The 17,878-nt window shown below is 59.6% G+C and carries 14 protein-coding genes and 2 pseudogenes; 9 read left to right on the forward strand and 7 right to left on the reverse strand.

Annotated elements, in window-relative coordinates; all coding sequences use genetic code 11:
- Positions 1-214 precede the first annotated feature (214 nt).
- From ACM110_RS29685 to ACM110_RS29695, 3 genes are read left to right on the forward strand one after another with little or no spacing between them, the layout of a single operon-like run.
- Complete coding sequence (locus ACM110_RS29685; protein ID WP_416130578.1) at positions 215-874, forward strand: paraquat-inducible protein A; 660 nt, start codon at positions 215-217, stop codon at positions 872-874.
- On the forward strand, positions 861-1,484 hold the full coding sequence (locus tag ACM110_RS29690; RefSeq protein WP_416130579.1) for a paraquat-inducible protein A: 624 nt from the start codon (positions 861-863) through the stop codon (positions 1,482-1,484). Before ACM110_RS29685 ends, ACM110_RS29690 begins: the two co-directional genes overlap by 14 nt.
- Positions 1,477-3,780, forward strand: coding sequence for an intermembrane transport protein PqiB (locus tag ACM110_RS29695; RefSeq protein WP_416130580.1), 2,304 nt, complete (start codon positions 1,477-1,479; stop codon positions 3,778-3,780). Before ACM110_RS29690 ends, ACM110_RS29695 begins: the two co-directional genes overlap by 8 nt.
- Before the next feature lie 62 nt (positions 3,781-3,842).
- On the opposite strand, the gene mksF is transcribed toward ACM110_RS29695, so the two are convergent.
- The 3 genes from mksF to mksB are packed head-to-tail and all read right to left on the reverse strand — an operon-like array spanning position 3,843 to position 8,651.
- On the reverse strand, positions 3,843-6,683 hold the full coding sequence (gene mksF, locus ACM110_RS29700) for an Mks condensin complex protein MksF (RefSeq protein WP_416130581.1): 2,841 nt from the start codon (positions 6,681-6,683) through the stop codon (positions 3,843-3,845).
- Entirely contained in the window at positions 6,680-7,381 is a 702-nt protein-coding gene (gene mksE / locus ACM110_RS29705; RefSeq protein WP_338583049.1) for an Mks condensin complex protein MksE, read from the reverse strand. The genes mksF and mksE overlap by 4 nt, the downstream gene beginning before the upstream one ends.
- Positions 7,371-8,651 carry an Mks condensin complex protein MksB gene (gene mksB, locus ACM110_RS29710; RefSeq protein ID WP_416130582.1) on the reverse strand — a complete coding sequence of 427 codons (1,281 nt, stop codon included), beginning with the start codon at positions 8,649-8,651 and terminating at the stop codon, positions 7,371-7,373. The genes mksE and mksB overlap by 11 nt, the downstream gene beginning before the upstream one ends.
- Before the next feature lie 219 nt (positions 8,652-8,870).
- Between mksB and ACM110_RS29715 the strand changes: the two genes are divergently transcribed.
- Positions 8,871-9,617 (forward strand): energy transducer TonB, encoded by a 747-nt coding sequence (locus ACM110_RS29715; protein WP_416130592.1) that lies wholly within the window; start codon positions 8,871-8,873, stop codon positions 9,615-9,617.
- The gene (gene rimI / locus ACM110_RS29720; RefSeq protein WP_007978046.1) at positions 9,610-10,062 is read left to right on the forward strand and encodes a ribosomal protein S18-alanine N-acetyltransferase; all 453 of its coding nucleotides are present in this window, start codon (positions 9,610-9,612) and stop codon (positions 10,060-10,062) included. Before ACM110_RS29715 ends, rimI begins: the two co-directional genes overlap by 8 nt.
- 119 nt (positions 10,063-10,181) lie before the next feature.
- Here rimI and ACM110_RS29725 read toward each other — a convergent pair whose 3' ends face one another.
- Entirely contained in the window at positions 10,182-10,586 is a 405-nt protein-coding gene (locus ACM110_RS29725) for a serine kinase/phosphatase (protein WP_416130583.1), read from the reverse strand.
- Positions 10,587-10,756: 170 nt separating this feature from the next.
- Between ACM110_RS29725 and can the strand changes: the two genes are divergently transcribed.
- Complete coding sequence (gene can, locus ACM110_RS29730; RefSeq protein WP_085723977.1) at positions 10,757-11,401, forward strand: carbonate dehydratase; 645 nt, start codon at positions 10,757-10,759, stop codon at positions 11,399-11,401.
- A 6-nt stretch (positions 11,402-11,407) separates the two neighbouring features.
- Here the strand turns inward: can and ACM110_RS29735 are convergent, their stop codons facing one another.
- The 3 genes from ACM110_RS29735 to ACM110_RS29745 form a co-directional block, all read right to left on the reverse strand.
- Complete coding sequence (locus ACM110_RS29735; protein WP_416130584.1) at positions 11,408-11,929, reverse strand: SET domain-containing protein-lysine N-methyltransferase; 522 nt, start codon at positions 11,927-11,929, stop codon at positions 11,408-11,410.
- 139 nt (positions 11,930-12,068) lie between these two features.
- Positions 12,069-13,241: a hypothetical protein gene (locus tag ACM110_RS29740; RefSeq protein ID WP_416130586.1), complete on the reverse strand. Its 1,173-nt coding sequence runs from the start codon at positions 13,239-13,241 to the stop codon at positions 12,069-12,071.
- Positions 13,242-13,338: 97 nt separating this feature from the next.
- Complete coding sequence (locus ACM110_RS29745) at positions 13,339-14,757, reverse strand: short-chain fatty acid transporter (protein ID WP_416130588.1); 1,419 nt, start codon at positions 14,755-14,757, stop codon at positions 13,339-13,341.
- A 200-nt stretch (positions 14,758-14,957) separates the two neighbouring features.
- On the opposite strand from ACM110_RS29745, the gene ACM110_RS29750 reads away from it, so the two are divergent.
- From ACM110_RS29750 to ACM110_RS29760, 3 genes and pseudogenes are all read left to right on the forward strand, one after another.
- On the forward strand, positions 14,958-16,271 hold the full coding sequence (locus ACM110_RS29750; protein ID WP_416130590.1) for an MFS transporter: 1,314 nt from the start codon (positions 14,958-14,960) through the stop codon (positions 16,269-16,271).
- A gap of 219 nt (positions 16,272-16,490) precedes the next feature.
- Positions 16,491-17,129, forward strand: a pseudogene (locus ACM110_RS29755) (PAS domain-containing protein); the annotation flags it as partial.
- 150 nt (positions 17,130-17,279) lie between these two features.
- Positions 17,280-17,717, forward strand: a pseudogene (locus ACM110_RS29760) (methyl-accepting chemotaxis protein); the annotation flags it as partial.
- Positions 17,718-17,878 lie beyond the last annotated feature (161 nt).

Genomic DNA, 17,878 nt, shown 5'->3' on the forward strand with positions numbered 1-17,878 from the left:
AGCAGTGAAACGATGCATCGCCGATGGTAGTGTGGGGTTTCCCCATGTGAGAGTAGGTCATCGTCAAGATTAAATTCCGAAACCCCAATTGCGAAAGCAGTTGGGGTTTTGTTTTGGGCGAAAGAAAGTGCGATCAGTCACAACACAAAATTTGCACAGTTATTTTCAACCCAGGACACTAGAATAGGTCCACCTATTTAGAGTCAGAGCGCTTATGCCGGATCCGGTTGACACCCAAGGGCTGTCAGAATTACCACTAGAAAATCTGGTTGCCTGTCATGAGTGCGACTTGCTGATGCGCAAGCCCGAGCTCGCTCATGGCGAGAAAGCCCTGTGTCCGCGCTGCGGATACGAGCTCTACGCTAATCGCTACAACGTCGTACAGCGCAGCCTTGCCTTGGTCATTGCGGCACTCTTGCTGTATGTCCCGGCGAACTTTTTACCCATCATGCAGCTCAATCTACTCGGGCAATCGTCGCATGACACTGTCTGGAGCGGTGTTGTCGCGCTGTTTGACTCCGGTATGCAAAGTGTCTCGGTTGTTGTGTTCCTCTGCAGCATGGGAATTCCCTTGCTCAAGCTGCTCTGCCAGCTGGTCGTATTGTTGACCATCCGATTTGATGTCGGACGCAGCTATGGCTTGTTGCTCTATCGCATTTATCACCATCTACGCGATTGGGGGATGCTCGAGGTTTACCTCATGGGCGTGTTGGTGGCGATCGTCAAACTGGCAGATATGGCAGCAATCACTGTAGGCCTTGGCTTGGCGTGCTTCATTGGTTTGTTGCTGATCCAGGTCTGGCTGGAGGTCGTCATGTCGCCTCACCAGATCTGGCAGGCGTTATCAGGAGAGGATGCCCATGCGGGCGATTGATGCAGGCATTCTGATTTGCGCGGAATGTCATGAATTGAACAGGCAGGATGCTGACACCGATGAGCAGGTCTGCACACGTTGCGGAGCGCTGGTGCATGCCCGTCGCCCGAATAGTCTGGTGCGGACTTGGGCTTTGTTGATCACCGGCGCCATTCTCTACATACCGGCCAATGTGCTGCCTATCATGACCGTGAGCTCGCTGGGTAAGGGTGACCCCAGCACCATCATGTCCGGTGTGATTCAACTGGTTCAGCACGGCATGATTCCCATTGCGGCCGTGGTGTTTATCGCCAGTATCCTGGTGCCGACGTTCAAATTGGTTGGCATTGCGCTGCTGCTGTTTTCCGTACAACGTCGACAGCCGCTTTCTGCGCGACAGCGTATCTGGATGTACCGCTTTATCGAGTTCATCGGCCGTTGGTCGATGCTGGATATTTTTGTCATCGCAATTCTGGTGGCGGTTGTGAATTTTGGACGGCTTGCCAGTATCGAGGCTAATCTCGGCGCGGTGGCGTTCGCCAGTGTGGTGATTTTGACAATGCTAGCCGCAGTAACTTTCGATCCCCGACTGATTTGGGATAACACGGAGTCGGACGACGACCATGACTGATTTGCCTGTAGCGAAAACCCGACCGGCCTCGAACTGGTCTGCCATTTGGGTGTTGCCTCTGATCGCGTTGATCATCGGCGGCTGGCTCGGCTGGCGTGCCTACAACGAAACCGGCATCGAGGTTCAGGTGCGTTTTGAAAGCGGTGAAGGCATCCAGGCCAACAAGACCGAAGTGGTCTACAAAGGCATGTCGGTCGGCAAAGTGAAAACCCTGAAGCTCGATGATGAAGGTAGTTCCAAGGGCGTGATCGCCACGGTGGAGATGAACAAGGATGTCGAACAGTATCTTCGCACCAGTACGCGCTTCTGGCTGGTCAAACCGAGCGTGACGCTGGCCGGTATTACCGGTTTGGAGACGCTGGTCTCGGGTAACTACGTCGCCATCAGCCCGGGCGAGGGCGAGCCTACCCGCAAATTCAAGGCACTGGCGGAAGAGCCGCCGCTATCCGACGCCCAGCCTGGTTTGCACCTGACGATCAAGGCCGATCGCCTGGGCTCGCTGAACCGCGGCAGTCCGGTGTTCTACAAGCAGATCAAGGTCGGTCAGATCAAAAGCTTCCTGCTGTCCGAGGACCAAAGCACCGTCGAGCTCAAAGTCTTCATCGAGCCGACCTACGCCAAACTGGTGCGCAAACACACACGTTTCTGGAACGCCAGCGGTATCAGCATCGATGCCAATCTGTCGGGCGTGAAAGTGCGCAGTGAATCCCTGGCCAGCATCGTCGCCGGCGGTATTGCCTTTGCCACACCGGAAAACCGCAAAGACAGCCCGCCCACCGATCCGAGCCTGCCGTTCCGTCTCTATGAAGACTTCGATGCCGCTGCGGCAGGCATCAAGGTCAAGGTCAAACTCAGTGACTTTGAAGGCTTGCAAGCCGGTCGTACGCCGGTGATGTACAAAGGCATTCAGGTCGGCACGCTCAAAGCGCTGAAGGTCGATCCGGATCTGTCGGGTGCCAGCGCCGAGTTGACGCTGGACCCATTGGCCGAGGATTACCTGGTCGACGGTACGCAGTTCTGGGTGGTCAAACCGTCTATTTCCCTGGCAGGTATTACCGGCCTGGAAGCATTGGTCAAAGGTAACTACATCGCCGTGCGCCCTGGTGACAAAGGCGCAGCGCCGCAACGTGAGTTTGTCGCACGACCCAAGGCGCCGCCGCTGGATCTGCGTTCACCGGGCCTGCACCTGGTGCTGTTCACCGAGAATCTCGGCTCGCTTGAGGTCGGTAGCCCGGTTCTCTACAAGCAGGTCAAGGTCGGTTCGGTGCAGAGCTACCAGTTCTCGCGCAAAAGAAACCAGCTGGTGATTGGCGTCCATATCGAGAAGGAATACGAAAACCTGGTCAACGCATCCACACGGTTCTGGAATGCCAGCGGCATCACGCTGACCGGCGGGTTGACCGGCGGAATTCAGGTCAAAAGCGAGTCACTGCAAAGCCTGATGGCCGGCGGCATTGCTTTTGAAACGCCGGAAGCCAAGGCGCCGTTGCAGAAGCGAATCCCGCGCTTCCGCCTGTTCGCCAGTCATGAAGAGGCCAACCAGAAAGGCGCTGTGATCACGATCAAGGTTGATCGCGCCGACGGCTTGCGCACGGGTACTCCGATTCGCTTCAAGGGACTGGATGTCGGCAAGATCGAGAACGTCGACCTCAGCGATGACCTGCAATCGGTAATGCTGACCGCACGCATCACCGAAGTGCCCGAGCGTATTGCGCGGGTTGGCAGCGAGTTCTGGGTGGTCAAGCCGGAATTGGGGCTGATCAAGACGTCGAACCTTGAGACCTTGGTGACCGGGCAATACATCGAAGTGCAGCCAGCCGCGAAGAACCTGGGTCCTCAGAAAAACTTCGTGGCCCTGGCCATTCCGCCTGAAACCGCCAAGGCCGAAGTCGGGTTGAGTCTGGTACTGAGCGCCGCCCGCCGTGGCTCGCTGAAAGCCGGGGTGCCGGTGACGTATCGCGAAATCACGGTTGGCAAGGTGACCGGGTATGAACTCGGCCAGACTGCAGACCGTGTGTTGATCCACATTCTGATCGAGCCGAAGTATGCGCCGCTGGTTCGCAGTGGAACTCGTTTTTGGAACACCAGCGGTTTTGACTTTGATGTCGGCTTGTTCAAGGGCGCGACAATGCGCACCGAGTCGCTGGAAACCATGATTCAGGGTGGCGTTGCGTTTGCCACACCAGATGGCGAGCGCATGGGCAGCCCCGCAAGACCTGAGCAGACGTTTGCGCTGTTCGACAAATTCGAAGAGGAATGGCTGACCTGGGCGCCGAAGATTTCCCTCGGCAAGTAAGCTCACGCAGATATGAAAAAGGCCGCGATCCATTGGATCGCGGCCTTTTTTATTGCCATCAACTAAACCGCATCCAGCTCCGGCTCATCCGCCTCAACATTGACTGTTGCCTTCACCTGATCGTGACGACGGATGTACTTCCAGTCCGCTTCGTCGATGTAGATGCCGGCCGGGCCGCTGCCGCCTTCCAGGTCGATGGCGACACTGGCGCAGACTTGCGGCTTCACACTTGCCAGGATCGGCACGAAGCCCAGTTGCAGGCTGGTTTCCAGCAGTGCAGCCTGGTTCTTCTCGTCGATGTCCGCCGCCTCGTCGAGGTAGTACGGCAAGCGCACACGCCCGGCCAGGTCGCGGTCCATCAAGTGCAGCAACAAGTACATGTTGGTCAGCGCCTTGATGGTCATGGTGGTGCCGTTGGACGCAGCGCCGTCGATGTCGGTGTGGATCACCGGTTGACCGTTGACCTTGGTGATCTCGAACGCCAGTTCGAACAAATCCTTGAGACCGAGCTGGTTGTGGTTCGCCGCTACCAGCCGCGCCAGGTATTCCTTGGCCTCTTCGTTCTTGTTGTCCTGCTCGGCACTTTGGCTCAGGTCGAAGACCGACAGGGTTTCGCCTTCTTCGTACTGACCGGCACTGTGGATGATCTGGTCGATGTGCTTGAGCGCTTCCTTGTTCGGCGCCAGCACGATGCGGAAGCTCTGCAGGTTGGAGACCTGACGCTTGTTGATCTCGCGGTTGAACAGCGCCAGTTGGTGCTCGAGGCTGTCGTAGTCACTACGGATGTTACGCAGCGTCCGGGCGATATCGGTCACGGCGGCACGACGGGCCTTGCCCAGTGTCAGCGCTTCATCGGTACGGTGTGCGTAGGCATTGATCAGCAGTGACAGGCGACGCTCCATGTCGTCTTCGCTGTCGAATTTGGCCACGCCCTTGAGGCGGACCTGCGCATACAGCGCCTCGATCTGGCCATCGGCGCGCAGCAGGCCTTGCCAGCTGTCCTGATAGTCGTTGAGCAGCGGCAGCAGGTTGTCCATGGAATCGTCGATCGGGTCCATGCACGGCGTACCGAACGGCAAGTCTGCCGGCAACAACTGTCGACGGCGCAGGGCATCGTCGAGGGTGCGTTGCTTGGCTTCCATGTCACCGATCTGGCGGCCGACCAGTTGCAGCTTGGCCGACAGTTGCTGGACGCGTTCGGTGAAGGCGTCGCTGGAACGCTTCAATTCGTCCTGTGCGGCTTCCATCTGGGCCAGTTGTTCCAGCTTGTCGCCTTCTTCGGCGCTCAGGGTTTGCGCACGACGGAAGTCTTCCAGGGCTTTCTGCGCGTCCAGCACCTGCTGGTACAGCGCTTCGGTCTGGGTCTTGCTCGCGGCGCGGTCGGCGGCCACGGCTTGCTGGGTTTTCAGTTGCTTGAGTTCTTTTTCCAGACGCTCTTTCTGATCGCGCAAGGCCGCTCGGTCAGCCAGCGCTTGCAGGGCTGGCGGCTCGATGTGCGAGATGTCGATCGACAGGCCTGGCACTTCGAAACGCTCGCCTTTGAAGCCATCGAGGATCAGCTCAACGGACTTCACCCAGTCGCCGTTTTCGTCGAGGGTGATGCCATGTTCGCCCAAAGGCAGGCTGAACAGCGCGCTGTTGAACAGGCGCATCAGACGCTCGACGTCTTGCTGCGAGAACTCTTCGCGCAGGCGGGCGTAGCTGTTGTTGTCAGCGTGATCGAGTTGTTGCTTGACCGACTTCAGGCGTTTTTCCAGATCGCGCAGGCGCTCTTCCAGATCCTCGGCGCTGAACTGCCGCGACTGGGCCAGCGCACCCGCCAATTCGTCGTGCGCGTCCTTGGCGGCGAGCAGTTGCTGTTCCAGCACCTTGACGTCATCGACCAGGGCAAAGCGGTGCTTGAGCACTGACAGTTCGCCGAGCCAGCGCTGGATGCCGGTGATTTCCCGCTCCAGACGCATCAGCTCCTGAGTGCCGCCGCGCTGATCGTTTTGCAGCGCGTCTTGTTCATTGCGGTAGTGCTCGGCCTGAATGGTCAGCTCTTCCTTGCGCGCACTGGCGTAGTCCGACCACGTGCCCAGCAGTGAATCGAGCAACGGCGAGATCCGGTGCAGCTTGCCGCGCAGGATGTCGCGTTGCTTGACGCCGTTGGCCAAGGCTTCGACCAACGGGCCGGCGGCGACCAGCGAGTTGTAGTCCTGCTCCATGCGTCGTACATCGCGGAAGGCTTCTTCGCACGCGGCAATGTAATCGACGCTACCGGAGCGCAAGCTGTGTTCGAAGGCATCGAGGAACAGCTGCTTGAGCTTGGCCGCAGTGATTTCGCGCATGTGCAGCAGATTGATGAACAGTGCGCGGAAGGTCTTCAGGCTCTGTTCGCTGGTGGAGCGCAGCGGGATCAGCGTCAGGTCCAGCGGAATCGAAGTGTGACCACCGACCAGCAAGCGGCGCAGTTCGTCCGGCTTGAGTTCGTAGGCTTTCAGGCCTTCGCGCTCAAGGTTGGTGAACAGCTCTTTCTGGCGCAGGCAGGTGTCGTTTTTCTGGTAGTGGGCCAGGTCGAGTTTGCCGGCATAGGCAAAGAACTGGTGGCCGAAACCACCGCCCGGGCCGCGGCCGACCACACCGATCACGTGCGGACCGTGGGGCAGGTTCACTTCGACCAGGATGTAGCTGGTGTCCGAGGCGAAGTAGAAGCGCCGGGATTGTTCCAGGCTGTACTTGCCGAAGCTCATGTCCGACATGCGCGCCAGGATCGGGAACTGCAAGGCGTTGATCGAGGCGGATTTACCGAGGTTGTTCGCGCCGTAGACCGACAGCGGTTCTTCCAGCGGGAACAGGCCGAGGCTGTAGCCGGCGGTGTTCAGAAGGGCAAAGCGGCGGATGCCGTAACGTTCCTTGCTCATGCGTCGAGCTCCTGTTCTTCGGCAATGGCGCGGGCCAGGGCATCTTCTTCGCTTTCACCGTCGAATTCGCTGAGGTCCAGCGGGTCGTCGGTCTCCAGCAGTTTTTCGTCGCTGTCTTCGTCGATCAGCACCGGCACCGGCAGCGGCAATACGCTGTGCAGGCTGGCGGCGAGATCACGGTCCTGCTGAACCGACAGGCAGACGTCGAGGAATCGGTGCATCGGCGGCAGGAAACGGTAGACGCCGTTTTCTTCGCTGGCAAAACCGAGCTGGGTCATGCGGCGCATGATCTTTTCTTCGAGTTCGTCCTGAGTTTGCACCTCGGCCTGGATGAACAGGTCGCGGTACTTCTCCAGCAGCGATGGCAACTCATCGCGGCCGAGGCTGCCGCCGTCGAGCACGGCGATCGGATCGCGGCCCTGATCGGCCAGGTGCTCGACGAGAATGAAGGTGAATAACGCCAGACGCTGGGCAGTCTTGTTCACCGCCGCAGCCGCGAGGTCCGGCACGAAATAGTAGAAGCCGCGAGTGTCGCAGACCAGCTCAAAACCCAAGGCCTTGAACAGCGTGCGGTACTGGTCCTGGAAGTTCGACAGCTGTGCGTACAGCTCCGGATCGCGGCGGCTGACGTGGTAACCCTTGAACAGCTCGCGAAAGATCGGCGCCAGCTGGGACAGTTCGGATAGATCAAGATGCATGTGGGATGCTCGCAGAATTCTCGGTGGCATCGTCGCCCGCCGAGAGCAGGGCGAAGGAGCGCAGGCTGACCTGGTGCTCGTGTGTGAAGTAGTCGCGACGTTCCAGGCGCTCGCGCTTGAAGCGTTTTTCCCGGGACAGGCGCGAGAACCAGTACAGCAATTCGTCAGTGGCGCCGTCCGGTTCCTGCTCCAGCAGCCAGGTCATCAGGTCCGGCATCGGCAGGGCATCTTCGCAACGTTCGAGCATTTCCCGAACCGTGCGAGGCGCGCGCGGGGCATCGCCGCCCTTGTGGGATTTGTGCGCCTTGGGGAATCGCGCCGGTTTCGGCTCGAAACGCGCCAGCGCGTAAACGTAGGCCTCGACCTGACTGGCGCTGCCGAGGAAGGTGCTTTGCGGCCGGGTGAACATCGGCATAGCCGCTTGCGGCACGGCGTCGATGCCTTTGCGGCGAATCATCGACAGCGCTAGCGCCGCTCCACGGGTCACGGCATTGTGCCGACGCGCTTCTTCACGCAGCGGCAGCAGCAGTTCGCGGGCGTGACGCAGGGTCAGCTGGGCGCTGGTCTGCATTTCGAGGATGCGCGCGTGGGTGCGCAGCAGCATGTCGTCGTCAACCAAGTGGCCGAGGCGCTGTTGCTCGCTGAGCATCTTCAGCAGGACGGTTTCGACCTTGCGCACGCCTTGTTCGAAGGCGCCGTCGGCGTTCACCAGATCGATCATCGGCTCGACGTATTCGTCCCAGGTCGCCAGCACTTCAGCGTAACGCTGACGCAGCGGAATCTGCCGGTCGCTGGTTTTCGCCCGTTCGGCGACGGCTACCAGTGCCTGTTCGTCGTTATCGAGTTTTTTCAGCACGTCGCGCACGCGCATATCGAGCAGGCGCAACTGGCGGGCGAGGTCATTGCCGTCGCGGATGTCGAAGGCGTCCTGGATGTAACCGGCCAAGCGCTCAAGGTGGCGCAAGTAGGCTTCGATTTCCAGGCACAGGCCCAGACGGTGTTCACGGCGCAGGTAGGCGAGGAAGTCGTGAATCTGCGCATTGAGCTCGAAACGGTTCGGGCTTTTCGCCACGGGAACCAGAATGTCGAGGCGAATCCACACGTCCAGCAGGCTGGTGATGTCCTGCGGCGTACTGTCGAGTTGCTGGGCGGCCAACTGTGAACGCAATTCGTTGAGGCTCAGGGTGCCTTGGTCGAAGTGCTCGCACAGTGGCTCCAGAAGTGCCCAGTGTTCAGCGAGGGCGCGCAAGACGCGCTTGGGTTCGATCATCGGAATGGCCGGCTGGTTGGCGATTAAAAGCCGCGATTGTACTGCATTGGGCGCAATGCGATTCACTCTCGGGACGGACTGTCGGCTTCTTTTCGGTAAAGTGCATCGATCAACAGCGGGCGATCTTGAGCGAAGGGCGGTAGAATCAGCGCACTTTAGTTATCCACAAGTGGCCGACCTTTGCTTATCGAGTCCCGTCGTCGCGCTTATTTGAACGCCATGCAGGTGGTCAACTGGCTGCCGCGCACCGAATTGCCCTTTGCTGCGCCGTCGCGGCCCGAGCTGCTGGAGATGCCCGAGCCGTTTGTCGTCGCGCCGGTCGTACCTGTTGCCGTGGCTGAAACGCCTGTGGCGGCGGTAGTCAAACCTGCCGAACGGGTGAAAATCGAAGTGCCACGGCCATCGTTGGCCAGCACTCGCACCGGAGCGAAAGCGGTCGAGGAAGCCGAAGAGGCGCCGATCGTCGCCAAAGCTGCGCCGATACCGCCGCCGCGTTTCGCCCTGCAATTGCTGCGCGCCGGGCGTTGCCTGCTGCTGGTGGAGTTACCCACAGGCGATACCTTCCAGACCCGTGATCCCGCTTATCTGTTGCTCAAGGACATGCTGCGCGCCGCCGGTCTGCCGGACAGCCCGCAAATCATCGGCGAGCCGGTGCGCTGGCCGCTGCTGGTGCGGGGCAACATGGATCAAGGGCCGGAAGCGGCTCGGGATTTCGTCCAGGGTTTTCTTTCTGCGAGGCTGGAAGACGCACCGTGCGTCTGCCTGTGGCTGATTGGCCTGCCGGCAGTGCGCTTTGCCGGGGAGGCGGATGCCGAATCCTACAACCGTGAACTGCAGGTCGAAGGGCTGGGTTCGGTATGGGCCTTGCCGGGCCTGGAATTATTAATGGAAGAGCCACAGCGTAAGGCTGATGTCTGGCAAGCCATGCGTCGGCTGATGGCGCGCTGGAAAGAATCGAATGAGTGACGCTGTATCGTTCCGCCCGATGACCGAGGCGGACCTGGAAACGGTTCTGAAGATTGAATACGCGGCCTATAGCCATCCCTGGACTCGCGGGATTTTTCTCGATGGGCTGGGCAAGTACCAGATCTGGCTGATGTTTGAAGGGCAGCAGCAGGTCGGCCACGGTGTGGTGCAGATCATCCTCGATGAGGCGCATTTGCTGAACATCACCGTCAAACCGGAAAACCAGGGCCGTGGTCTGGGTTTGACGCTGCTGGAGCATTTGATGTCGATTGCCTACAAGGCTGACGCCCGGGAATGTTTCCTCGAAGTGCGCGACAGCAATACTGCGGCGTTCAAGTTGTATGAGCGCTATGGCTTTAACGAGATCGGTCGGCGTCGGGATTACTACCCGGCGGTCGGTGGGCGTGAAGATGCGGTAGTCATGGCCTGCACTTTGGTCGATTGAGAATTGTAGGAGCTGCCGAAGGCTGCGATCTTTTGACTTTGAGCGTCGCGCCACGCAAAGAACAAAAGATCGCAGCCTTCGGCAGCTCCTACATTAGAGTCACCTCGGGTTCGGTCAGGTCAACGCTTCCTGTCCATCGGATCACGCCGCGCCAACTCCGCCTCATCCAGACCATTGCCACCGCCAATGTCATCTTCATCGGCAATGCTCAAGTCCCAATCGGCCGGGTTGTCGGCGCCGAACTCCTGGGCATCCCGGGCGCCATCTTCACGGATCAAGGTTTCAGGACTCATGTCGTCGTCGGTGGGTTCGTGGTCATCGGTCGAGGCGCCGGTCATGCCGGCTTCGCGAACACGGTGGCGAGGCATCAGTTGCTCGCGCTCCTTGTCCGGCAGTTCGTCACCGATTTTGGCGCTGGGTTCTTCTTCATCGAAATCCAGCTCATGCATCGAGCCCATGCGATCTTCGTTGTCATCGACGGGTTCCGGTTGCACCGCATCGTAGGGACGTCGTGAATCATTCATGGCAATTCCTCATACTGTGGGCCTTACTACGGTGGACCCATGGGACTACCGAGAATTCCACCGGCATGGAGCGCCATGAACCAGGCATCAGGAGAGCAACTGCATTTCGCGCGTGACCCCGACGGGCGGTCGTCTGTCAAAGTTGCGCATCATTCTTGAGGCTTCAAAGCATGAACGAATTACAAGATCTGATTGATAACAACGAGCGTTGGGCCGCTGCGATCAAGGAGGAAGATCCTGATTTCTTCGCCAAACTGGCTCGCCAACAGACGCCGGAGTTCCTGTGGATCGGCTGTTCCGATGCGCGGGTGCCGGCCAACGAGATCGTCGGCATGTTGCCGGGCGATCTGTTCGTCCACCGTAACGTGGCCAACGTGGTGCTGCACACCGACCTCAACTGCCTGTCGGTGATTCAGTACGCCGTTGACGTACTCAAGGTCAAACACATCCTGGTCACCGGCCACTATGGCTGCGGTGGCGTGCGCGCCTCGATGCAGGATCGCCAGTTCGGCCTGATCGACGGCTGGCTGCGTTCGATTCGCGATCTTTATTATGAAAAGCGCGAAGAGCTGGCCAAATTGCCGACCGAAGAAGAACAGGTCGACCGCCTCTGCGAGCTCAACGTGATCCAGCAAGTGGCCAACGTCGGCCACACCAGCATTGTGCAAAACGCCTGGCATCGTGGGCAGAGCCTGTCGATCCATGGCTGCATCTACGGGATCAAGGACGGTCGCTGGAAAAGCCTGAATGCCACAATCAGTGGTTTCGAACAGTTGCCGCCGCAGTACCGCCTGCGTCCGTTCGAGCCGCTGTAAAACCCTTCAGCTGAAGAGTTGCCGACGCCACTGTTGCAAAAACAGCTGGCCGTCGGCGTTCGGCGCTTCATCGTAGCCGGTGATCCAGCCCCGACAGTTGTAGCAACCGCAGCGACAGGCAAACTGGCGTAGCAGTTTGTCCTCGGTGGCGGCGTAGTCCATCGTCAGCCAGTCGCCTTTGTGGATGTCCTTCAACGCCCATAACCACAGCTCACTCATGTCCAGGTAGACATTCGGGTCGCAAGAGTGTCGCAGCAACCCGCAGAAACGCGGGTCGTAGACATGCACACCGGGCGCCAGTTGCCGGGTGTGCCGGCTGCGATAGGGCAGCAAATGTCCCGATACACGGCAGATTCGACTGATGCGAGGGAATTCGCGCAGCGCCACGGCGGCCACCGGCTTGCCTGCGTTCTTCAGGATCTCGAAGTCGGTAAGGGAAGGAAATCCGAGTCGAATGGGCAGCTCGGCAAAGGGATAAACGCCCGCGGGTGGTGGCGCGAGGGGCTTATGCAGTGCATTGGCTTTCATAACGATCCTTGTTTGCTCGGTGCTTCCGTCCGCCGACGATCCTGTCAGCGCTGCAGCACATGGGGGTCAGTCCAAGCCTCTCGCAGATACAACGGGCGGTCTACTGTCATAACTGACAGCGTGACCGCCGTTCATCGTTTTACAGCGCCGGAGCGGGTTTTGCAGCGGCGGGTGCTGGCGCCTTGAGCTGTTTGAGTTGGGTCTGGATCACAGCTGTCGAGCATTTGCCCGCGGCCTGTTGGGGCGTCAGGTTACGGATCGAGGTATAGAACAGCTCGCAGGTTTTGTCTTTCTGCGCGACTTGCCAGGTTTGCGTGCAGGTTTTCAGCTCGACATCAGGATTGGTATCCGTTTCGCGGCCCATAGCGGCCTGCCAGCACGATGCACTCAAATCCTGGCCCATGACTTTCAGGCCCGCGGCATCGGCCTTGGCTTGGGCATCATTGCCGGTATAGTTCGTCGGGTCCGCGGCATACCAGATGTAACTCGGGTGGTTGGCGCCCAGCACGGGGACTTTCACCCCTTCGTTCGGGCTGATGTAGACCAGGCTCAATACGTTCACTGTCGGCCCGTATTGTTCTTTGACCCAGTTACGTACCGGGGTGCCGAAAGCGACCATCGGCAGGGCTTCGCCGCTGGCGCTCAGGCTGACCTGCTTGACCATCGTGGTCTGGTAGTCCTTGAAGTAGCCATAGACGCCTTCGAGGTCCTTGCCGGCGTTGGACGGCGCGGCAATCGGGGCGATATCGATGATCGTCTGGTAGCCCGGCGTCTGTTCGGCAGCGACGCCGTTGACCGTCAGCAGCGTAGCCCAGCGATCCGTAGTGGCAGACTTCAGGTAATCCTGGGCCTGGGTCAACGAATAGTCGGGCGGGAAGTGCAGCAGCTCGACGCTTCTGCGGTTTTCCAGCGCCATGCCCAGCGGCAGAAACAGATACCAGCTGTAGGCCCACTTGCCATCGGCATTCAGTTTGCTCGCGCCGTTGTAGGCCAGGTCACCGGCGTCGAGCAATGCGGCCAAGGGCTTTTCATAGGTCTTGGGAACGCCAGTGATTTCGGCAAATAGTTGGTTGTTATCGGTTTTGACCAGAACCTTCGCGTCGCTGTAGCCATCGCGCTGTACGCTTTGGGTCAGGTAATGCTCGACGGTTTGCTCCAGCGTCCAGTTGCGAAAGCAGATCACGTTGCAGTTGTTGGGATAGGCGAAGAGACGGGTAACACGTTCGGTATTGCCCAGCTTCAGGTTGATGTCGGCGTGGGCTGTGGCACTCAGGGTGAGGGCCGCGAGGGTGAGTCCTGCGAGTTTTAGCATGCTCAGATCCTTTTCAGCGTGTATGTCGCCCCATACTGAAACAGACCGGACAGAACAAAAAGAGGGGGCCGAAAGAAATATCGGCCCCCTTTTGTTTTTACGGCATCACCGGCGGCGTATACGCCAGCGTCGTCCCCAGCGCCCACAGCAACACCAGCACCAGCGGCGTGTGCACCAGCAATTGCACGAACGAGAAGCCGATCAAGTCCCGCGCCTTCAACCCCAGCACGCCCAGCAGCGGCAGCATGTAGAACGGGTTGATGAGGTTGGGCAGGGCTTCGGCGGCGTTGTAGATCTGCACGGCCCAGCCCAGGTGGTAATTCAGGTCGTTGGCCACTTGCATTACGTACGGCGCTTCGATGATCCACTTGCCGCCGCCGGACGGAATGAAGAACCCGAGAATCGCCGAGTACACACCCATCAGCAGTGCATAGGTGTCATGGGACGCGATGCTGATGAAGAAGGTCGAGATGTGGTGAGCCAGGGTCTGCGCGTCGGCGCCTTTGACGGTGGTCATCAACGCAGCGATCGAACCGTACAGCGGGAACTGGATCAGCACGCCGGTGGTGGTCGGCACCGCACGGGACACGGCATCGAGGAAGCTGCGCGGGCGCCAGTGCAGCAGGGCGCCGAGCATGATGAACAGGAAGTTGTAGGTGTTCAGGCCGGAAATCGCACTGATCGCCGGTTTCGTCGAGAACTCATGGAACAGCCATCCAGCCGCCAGCAGCACCAGCAGGATCGTCAGCAGCGGGCTGTGTTCCAGCCATTCACCGGGACGGGTGCGTGGTTGCAGCGGTGGCAGGTTGAAGGCCGGATCGACGCCGCAAGCCTTGGCATCACGCGCCGAGTTCGGGCCTGGTGCGGTGGCGTAGGCAATGATCAGCGAAATGATGATCAGCGCCAGCAGCATCACGCCGGACTGCCAGAGAAAGATCGTCTGAATGAATGGAATCACACCGGTGATCGACAGAATCGACGGCGGCAGGCTCGCCGGGTTGGCCTGCAACTGGGCAGCGGACGACGATAGGCCCAAGGCCCATACGGCGCCAAGTCCGAGGTACGCCGCAGCACCAGCGGCGCGGTAATCCATTTTCAGATCGGTCCGACGGGCGAGAGCGCGCACCAGCAATCCGCCGAAAACCAGCGACAAACCCCAGTTCAGCAGCGACGCGACCATGGAAATCAGCGCAACCCAGGCCACAGCCGAGCGGCCGTTTTTCGGGATCTTCGCCAGACGGTCGATCAGCTTCACCGCTGGCGGCGAACTGGCCACTACATAGCCGCCGATCACCACGAACGCCATCTGCATGGTGAAAGGGATCAGGCTCCAGAAACCGTCACCGAAGGCCATGGCGGCGTCGGTGGGTTTGGCGCCCATGGCCATGGTCGCCACGGCCACGATAATTACAGCGAGGGCGGCAAACACCCAGGAGTCGGGAAACCAGCGTTCGGCAAAGCTTGAGCAGCGCAGGGCAAAGCGGGCGGAGCGGCTATCTTCGATATCAGCGGCCACGGGAGTACCTCGATTTTTTATGTTTGTTGTGGTCTTCGGGGCAGCAGAGGCCCGTCTGGACAGACGCCAACATTAATTCAACCGCAGGTTTTTTGCGGGGCTGTTTTGTGGCTATGGGACTTTGGTCTAACGGGTTGTCCGCCGGCGCGTTTGCGTAGACCATGGGCGCCTTGGTTTTTGCCTGTGCCAGAGTTCTTTTCATGACTGCCAATACCGATTCGCGCCCGACGCCATTCAGCCGCTCGGACTACAAGACCCTGGGGCTCGCCGCCCTCGGCGGAGCGCTGGAAATCTACGATTTCATCATCTTCGTGTTTTTCGCGCTGACCTTGAGCCAACTGTTCTTCCCGCCGGAAATGCCCGAGTGGCTGCGCTTGCTGCAAAGCTTCGGCATCTTCGTTACCGGTTACCTGGCGCGGCCGTTGGGCGGCATCCTGATGGCGCATTTCGCCGACCGTTTGGGGCGTAAACGGGTGTTCAGCCTGAGCATTTTGATGATGGCGCTGCCGTGTCTGCTGATCGGACTGATGCCGACTTACGCGCAGATCGGCTATTTCGCACCGCTATTGCTGTTGCTTCTGCGAGTCCTGCAAGGGGCGGCGGTGGGCGGTGAAGTGCCGAGTGCCTGGGTATTCGTGGCCGAGCACGCGCCGGTTGGCCATCGCGGCTATGCCCTGGGCTTTTTGCAGGCGGGACTGACCTTCGGCTACCTGTTGGGCGCCTTGACGGCGACGTTCCTGGCCCAGGCATTTACCCCGACGGAAATCCTCGATTACGCCTGGCGTTATCCGTTCTTGTTGGGCGGGGTATTCGGTGTGATTGGCGTCTGGCTGCGTCGCTGGCTCAGCGAAACCCCGGTGTTCATGGCCATGCAGGCCCAGCGCGAGGACGCCGTCGAACTGCCGCTGCGCGCAGTCCTGCGTGAACATCGACTGGCGATGCTGCCAGCGATGATCCTCACCTGCGTGCTGACCTCGGCAGTGGTGGTGTTCGTGGTCATCACCCCGACCATGATGCAGAAAACCTTCGGCATGACCGCCAGCCACACCTTCGCCCTCAGCGCGTTGGGCATCGTTTTCCTGAACATCGGCTGCGTGCTGGCCGGGTTGCTGGTCGACCGCATCGGCGCCTGGCGCACCGTCATGCTCTATAGCCTGCTGCTGCCGCTGGGCATTGGCGTGCTCTACGCCTGTCTCATCAGCGGCGGTAACTGGATCGGTCTGGCCTACGCGGTGGCCGGGCTTGCTTGCGGGGTTGTCGGCGCGGTGCCGTCGGTGATGGTCAGCCTGTTTCCGGCGCGGATTCGCGTTTCCGGCATTTCCTTTACCTACAACATTGCCTACGCCGCGTGGGCGAGTATCACACCGCTGTTGTTGATTGGTCTGATGCCGTGGAGCCCTTGGATCTGCGTGATTTTCTGTGCGGTGATGGGCGCGGTGGGTGTGATCAGCGCAGCTTACTTCGGCGCGCGGATGCCGCGAATGGCCAGTTGTTCGGCTGCTGGCGCCCTGTAATAGCAAGGGGCGCTTGGCACGGTGTAACTATTTTTGTAGGACAAAGCTGAAACGCTCTTCAGAAAAGACCCACAAGGCCGATGGCTAGGCTGCATATCGCTTTCTATCCCAGTCCATCGGTGCGTCCCCATGTTCAATAAACGCTTGAAGCAAGAGCTGTCGGCTCTTCGCGAAGAACTCTCCAGCCTTCAGCAAGTGAAGGAAAGTCTGGAAAGCGAGATGCTGGTGCTGACCCTTGATGCGGATGGACGGGTTCAATCGGTCAACCAGAACTTCCTCGGCGAGATGCACTACAAGAGCAATGAGCTGATCGGCCGACACATCAACGATATCGTCCCCGATCATGTGAAAAACGACGAATTCCAGCGACGTTTCAATACCGCGCTGACCCGCGGCGAACACTTCGCCGGCACCGTGCGTTTGCTGCGCGGCACCGGTCAGGAAGCGTGGTTGCGCTCGATCGTTCAGCCCGTGCGTGGGACAGATGGACGAATCAGGCACTTCTCGATTTTCTCCAGCGACCTGACCCGCACCATCGAAGCCTCCCGCGAACATGAAAACCTGATCGGCGCATTGGTGCGTTCGACGGCGGTGATCGAGTTCGACCTCAATGGCAACGTGCTGGCAGCCAATGATCGTTTTCTTTCCGGTATGGGTTACAGCCTGGCGCAAATCAAAGGCAAGCATCACCGCACTTTTTGCCTGCCGGAGGAGTACAACAGCGCCGAATACCAGAACTTCTGGCGCCGTCTGAATGCAGGCGAGTACGTGGCCGAGCGTTTCAAGCGCATCGACAGCCATGGTCGTACGGTTTGGCTGGAGGCGTCCTACAACCCGGTGGTCGATGCCAACAACAAACTCTACAAAGTGGTGAAGTTCGCCACGGTGATTACCGATCAGGTCAATCAGGAACAAGCCGTTGCCGAAGCAGCCAACATCGCTTACAGCACGTCGCAGCAAACCGACCAAAGTGCCCAGCGTGGCAATGCCGTGGTGACTCAGGCCGTGGACGTGATGCGCGACCTCGCCAAGCACATGCAAACCGCTGGCGACGGTATCGAAGCGCTGAACGAGCAGTCGCTGGTGATCGGCACCATCGTCAAGACCATCAGCGGCATTGCCGAACAAACCAACCTGCTGGCGCTCAACGCTGCCATCGAAGCGGCTCGCGCCGGCGAGCAGGGCCGTGGTTTTGCGGTGGTGGCGGATGAGGTTCGACAACTGGCCTCGCGCACTAGCCAGGCCACCGATGAGATCGTACTGGTAGTGCGTCAAAACCAGGACATGGCCCGCAACGCCGTGGCCCTGATGACCGACGGCAAGCTTCAGGCGGAACAGGGTCTGGCGCTGGCAGCGGAAGCAGGTACGGTGATCGTCGAGATCCAGGACGGTGCGCAGAAAGTGGTGAATGCGGTGGGGCAGTTTGCCAATCAGCTGTCGAATTGATTGACGCTGCGTGACCCGAAAAGATCGCAGCCTGCGGTGTAGTGGTTCAGTTTTTTTGAACCACTCTGTAGGAGCATTAGGCCGCTTGCTGCTCAAACAGCGCAGGCGGCAGGTGGTTCGAAGCGGAATGGCAACGGCGATGGTTGTAATGTGAGATGAAG

Origin of the sequence: Pseudomonas sp. NFX98, from assembly GCF_047784845.1 — a bacterium.
GTDB lineage: Bacteria > Pseudomonadota > Gammaproteobacteria > Pseudomonadales > Pseudomonadaceae > Aquipseudomonas.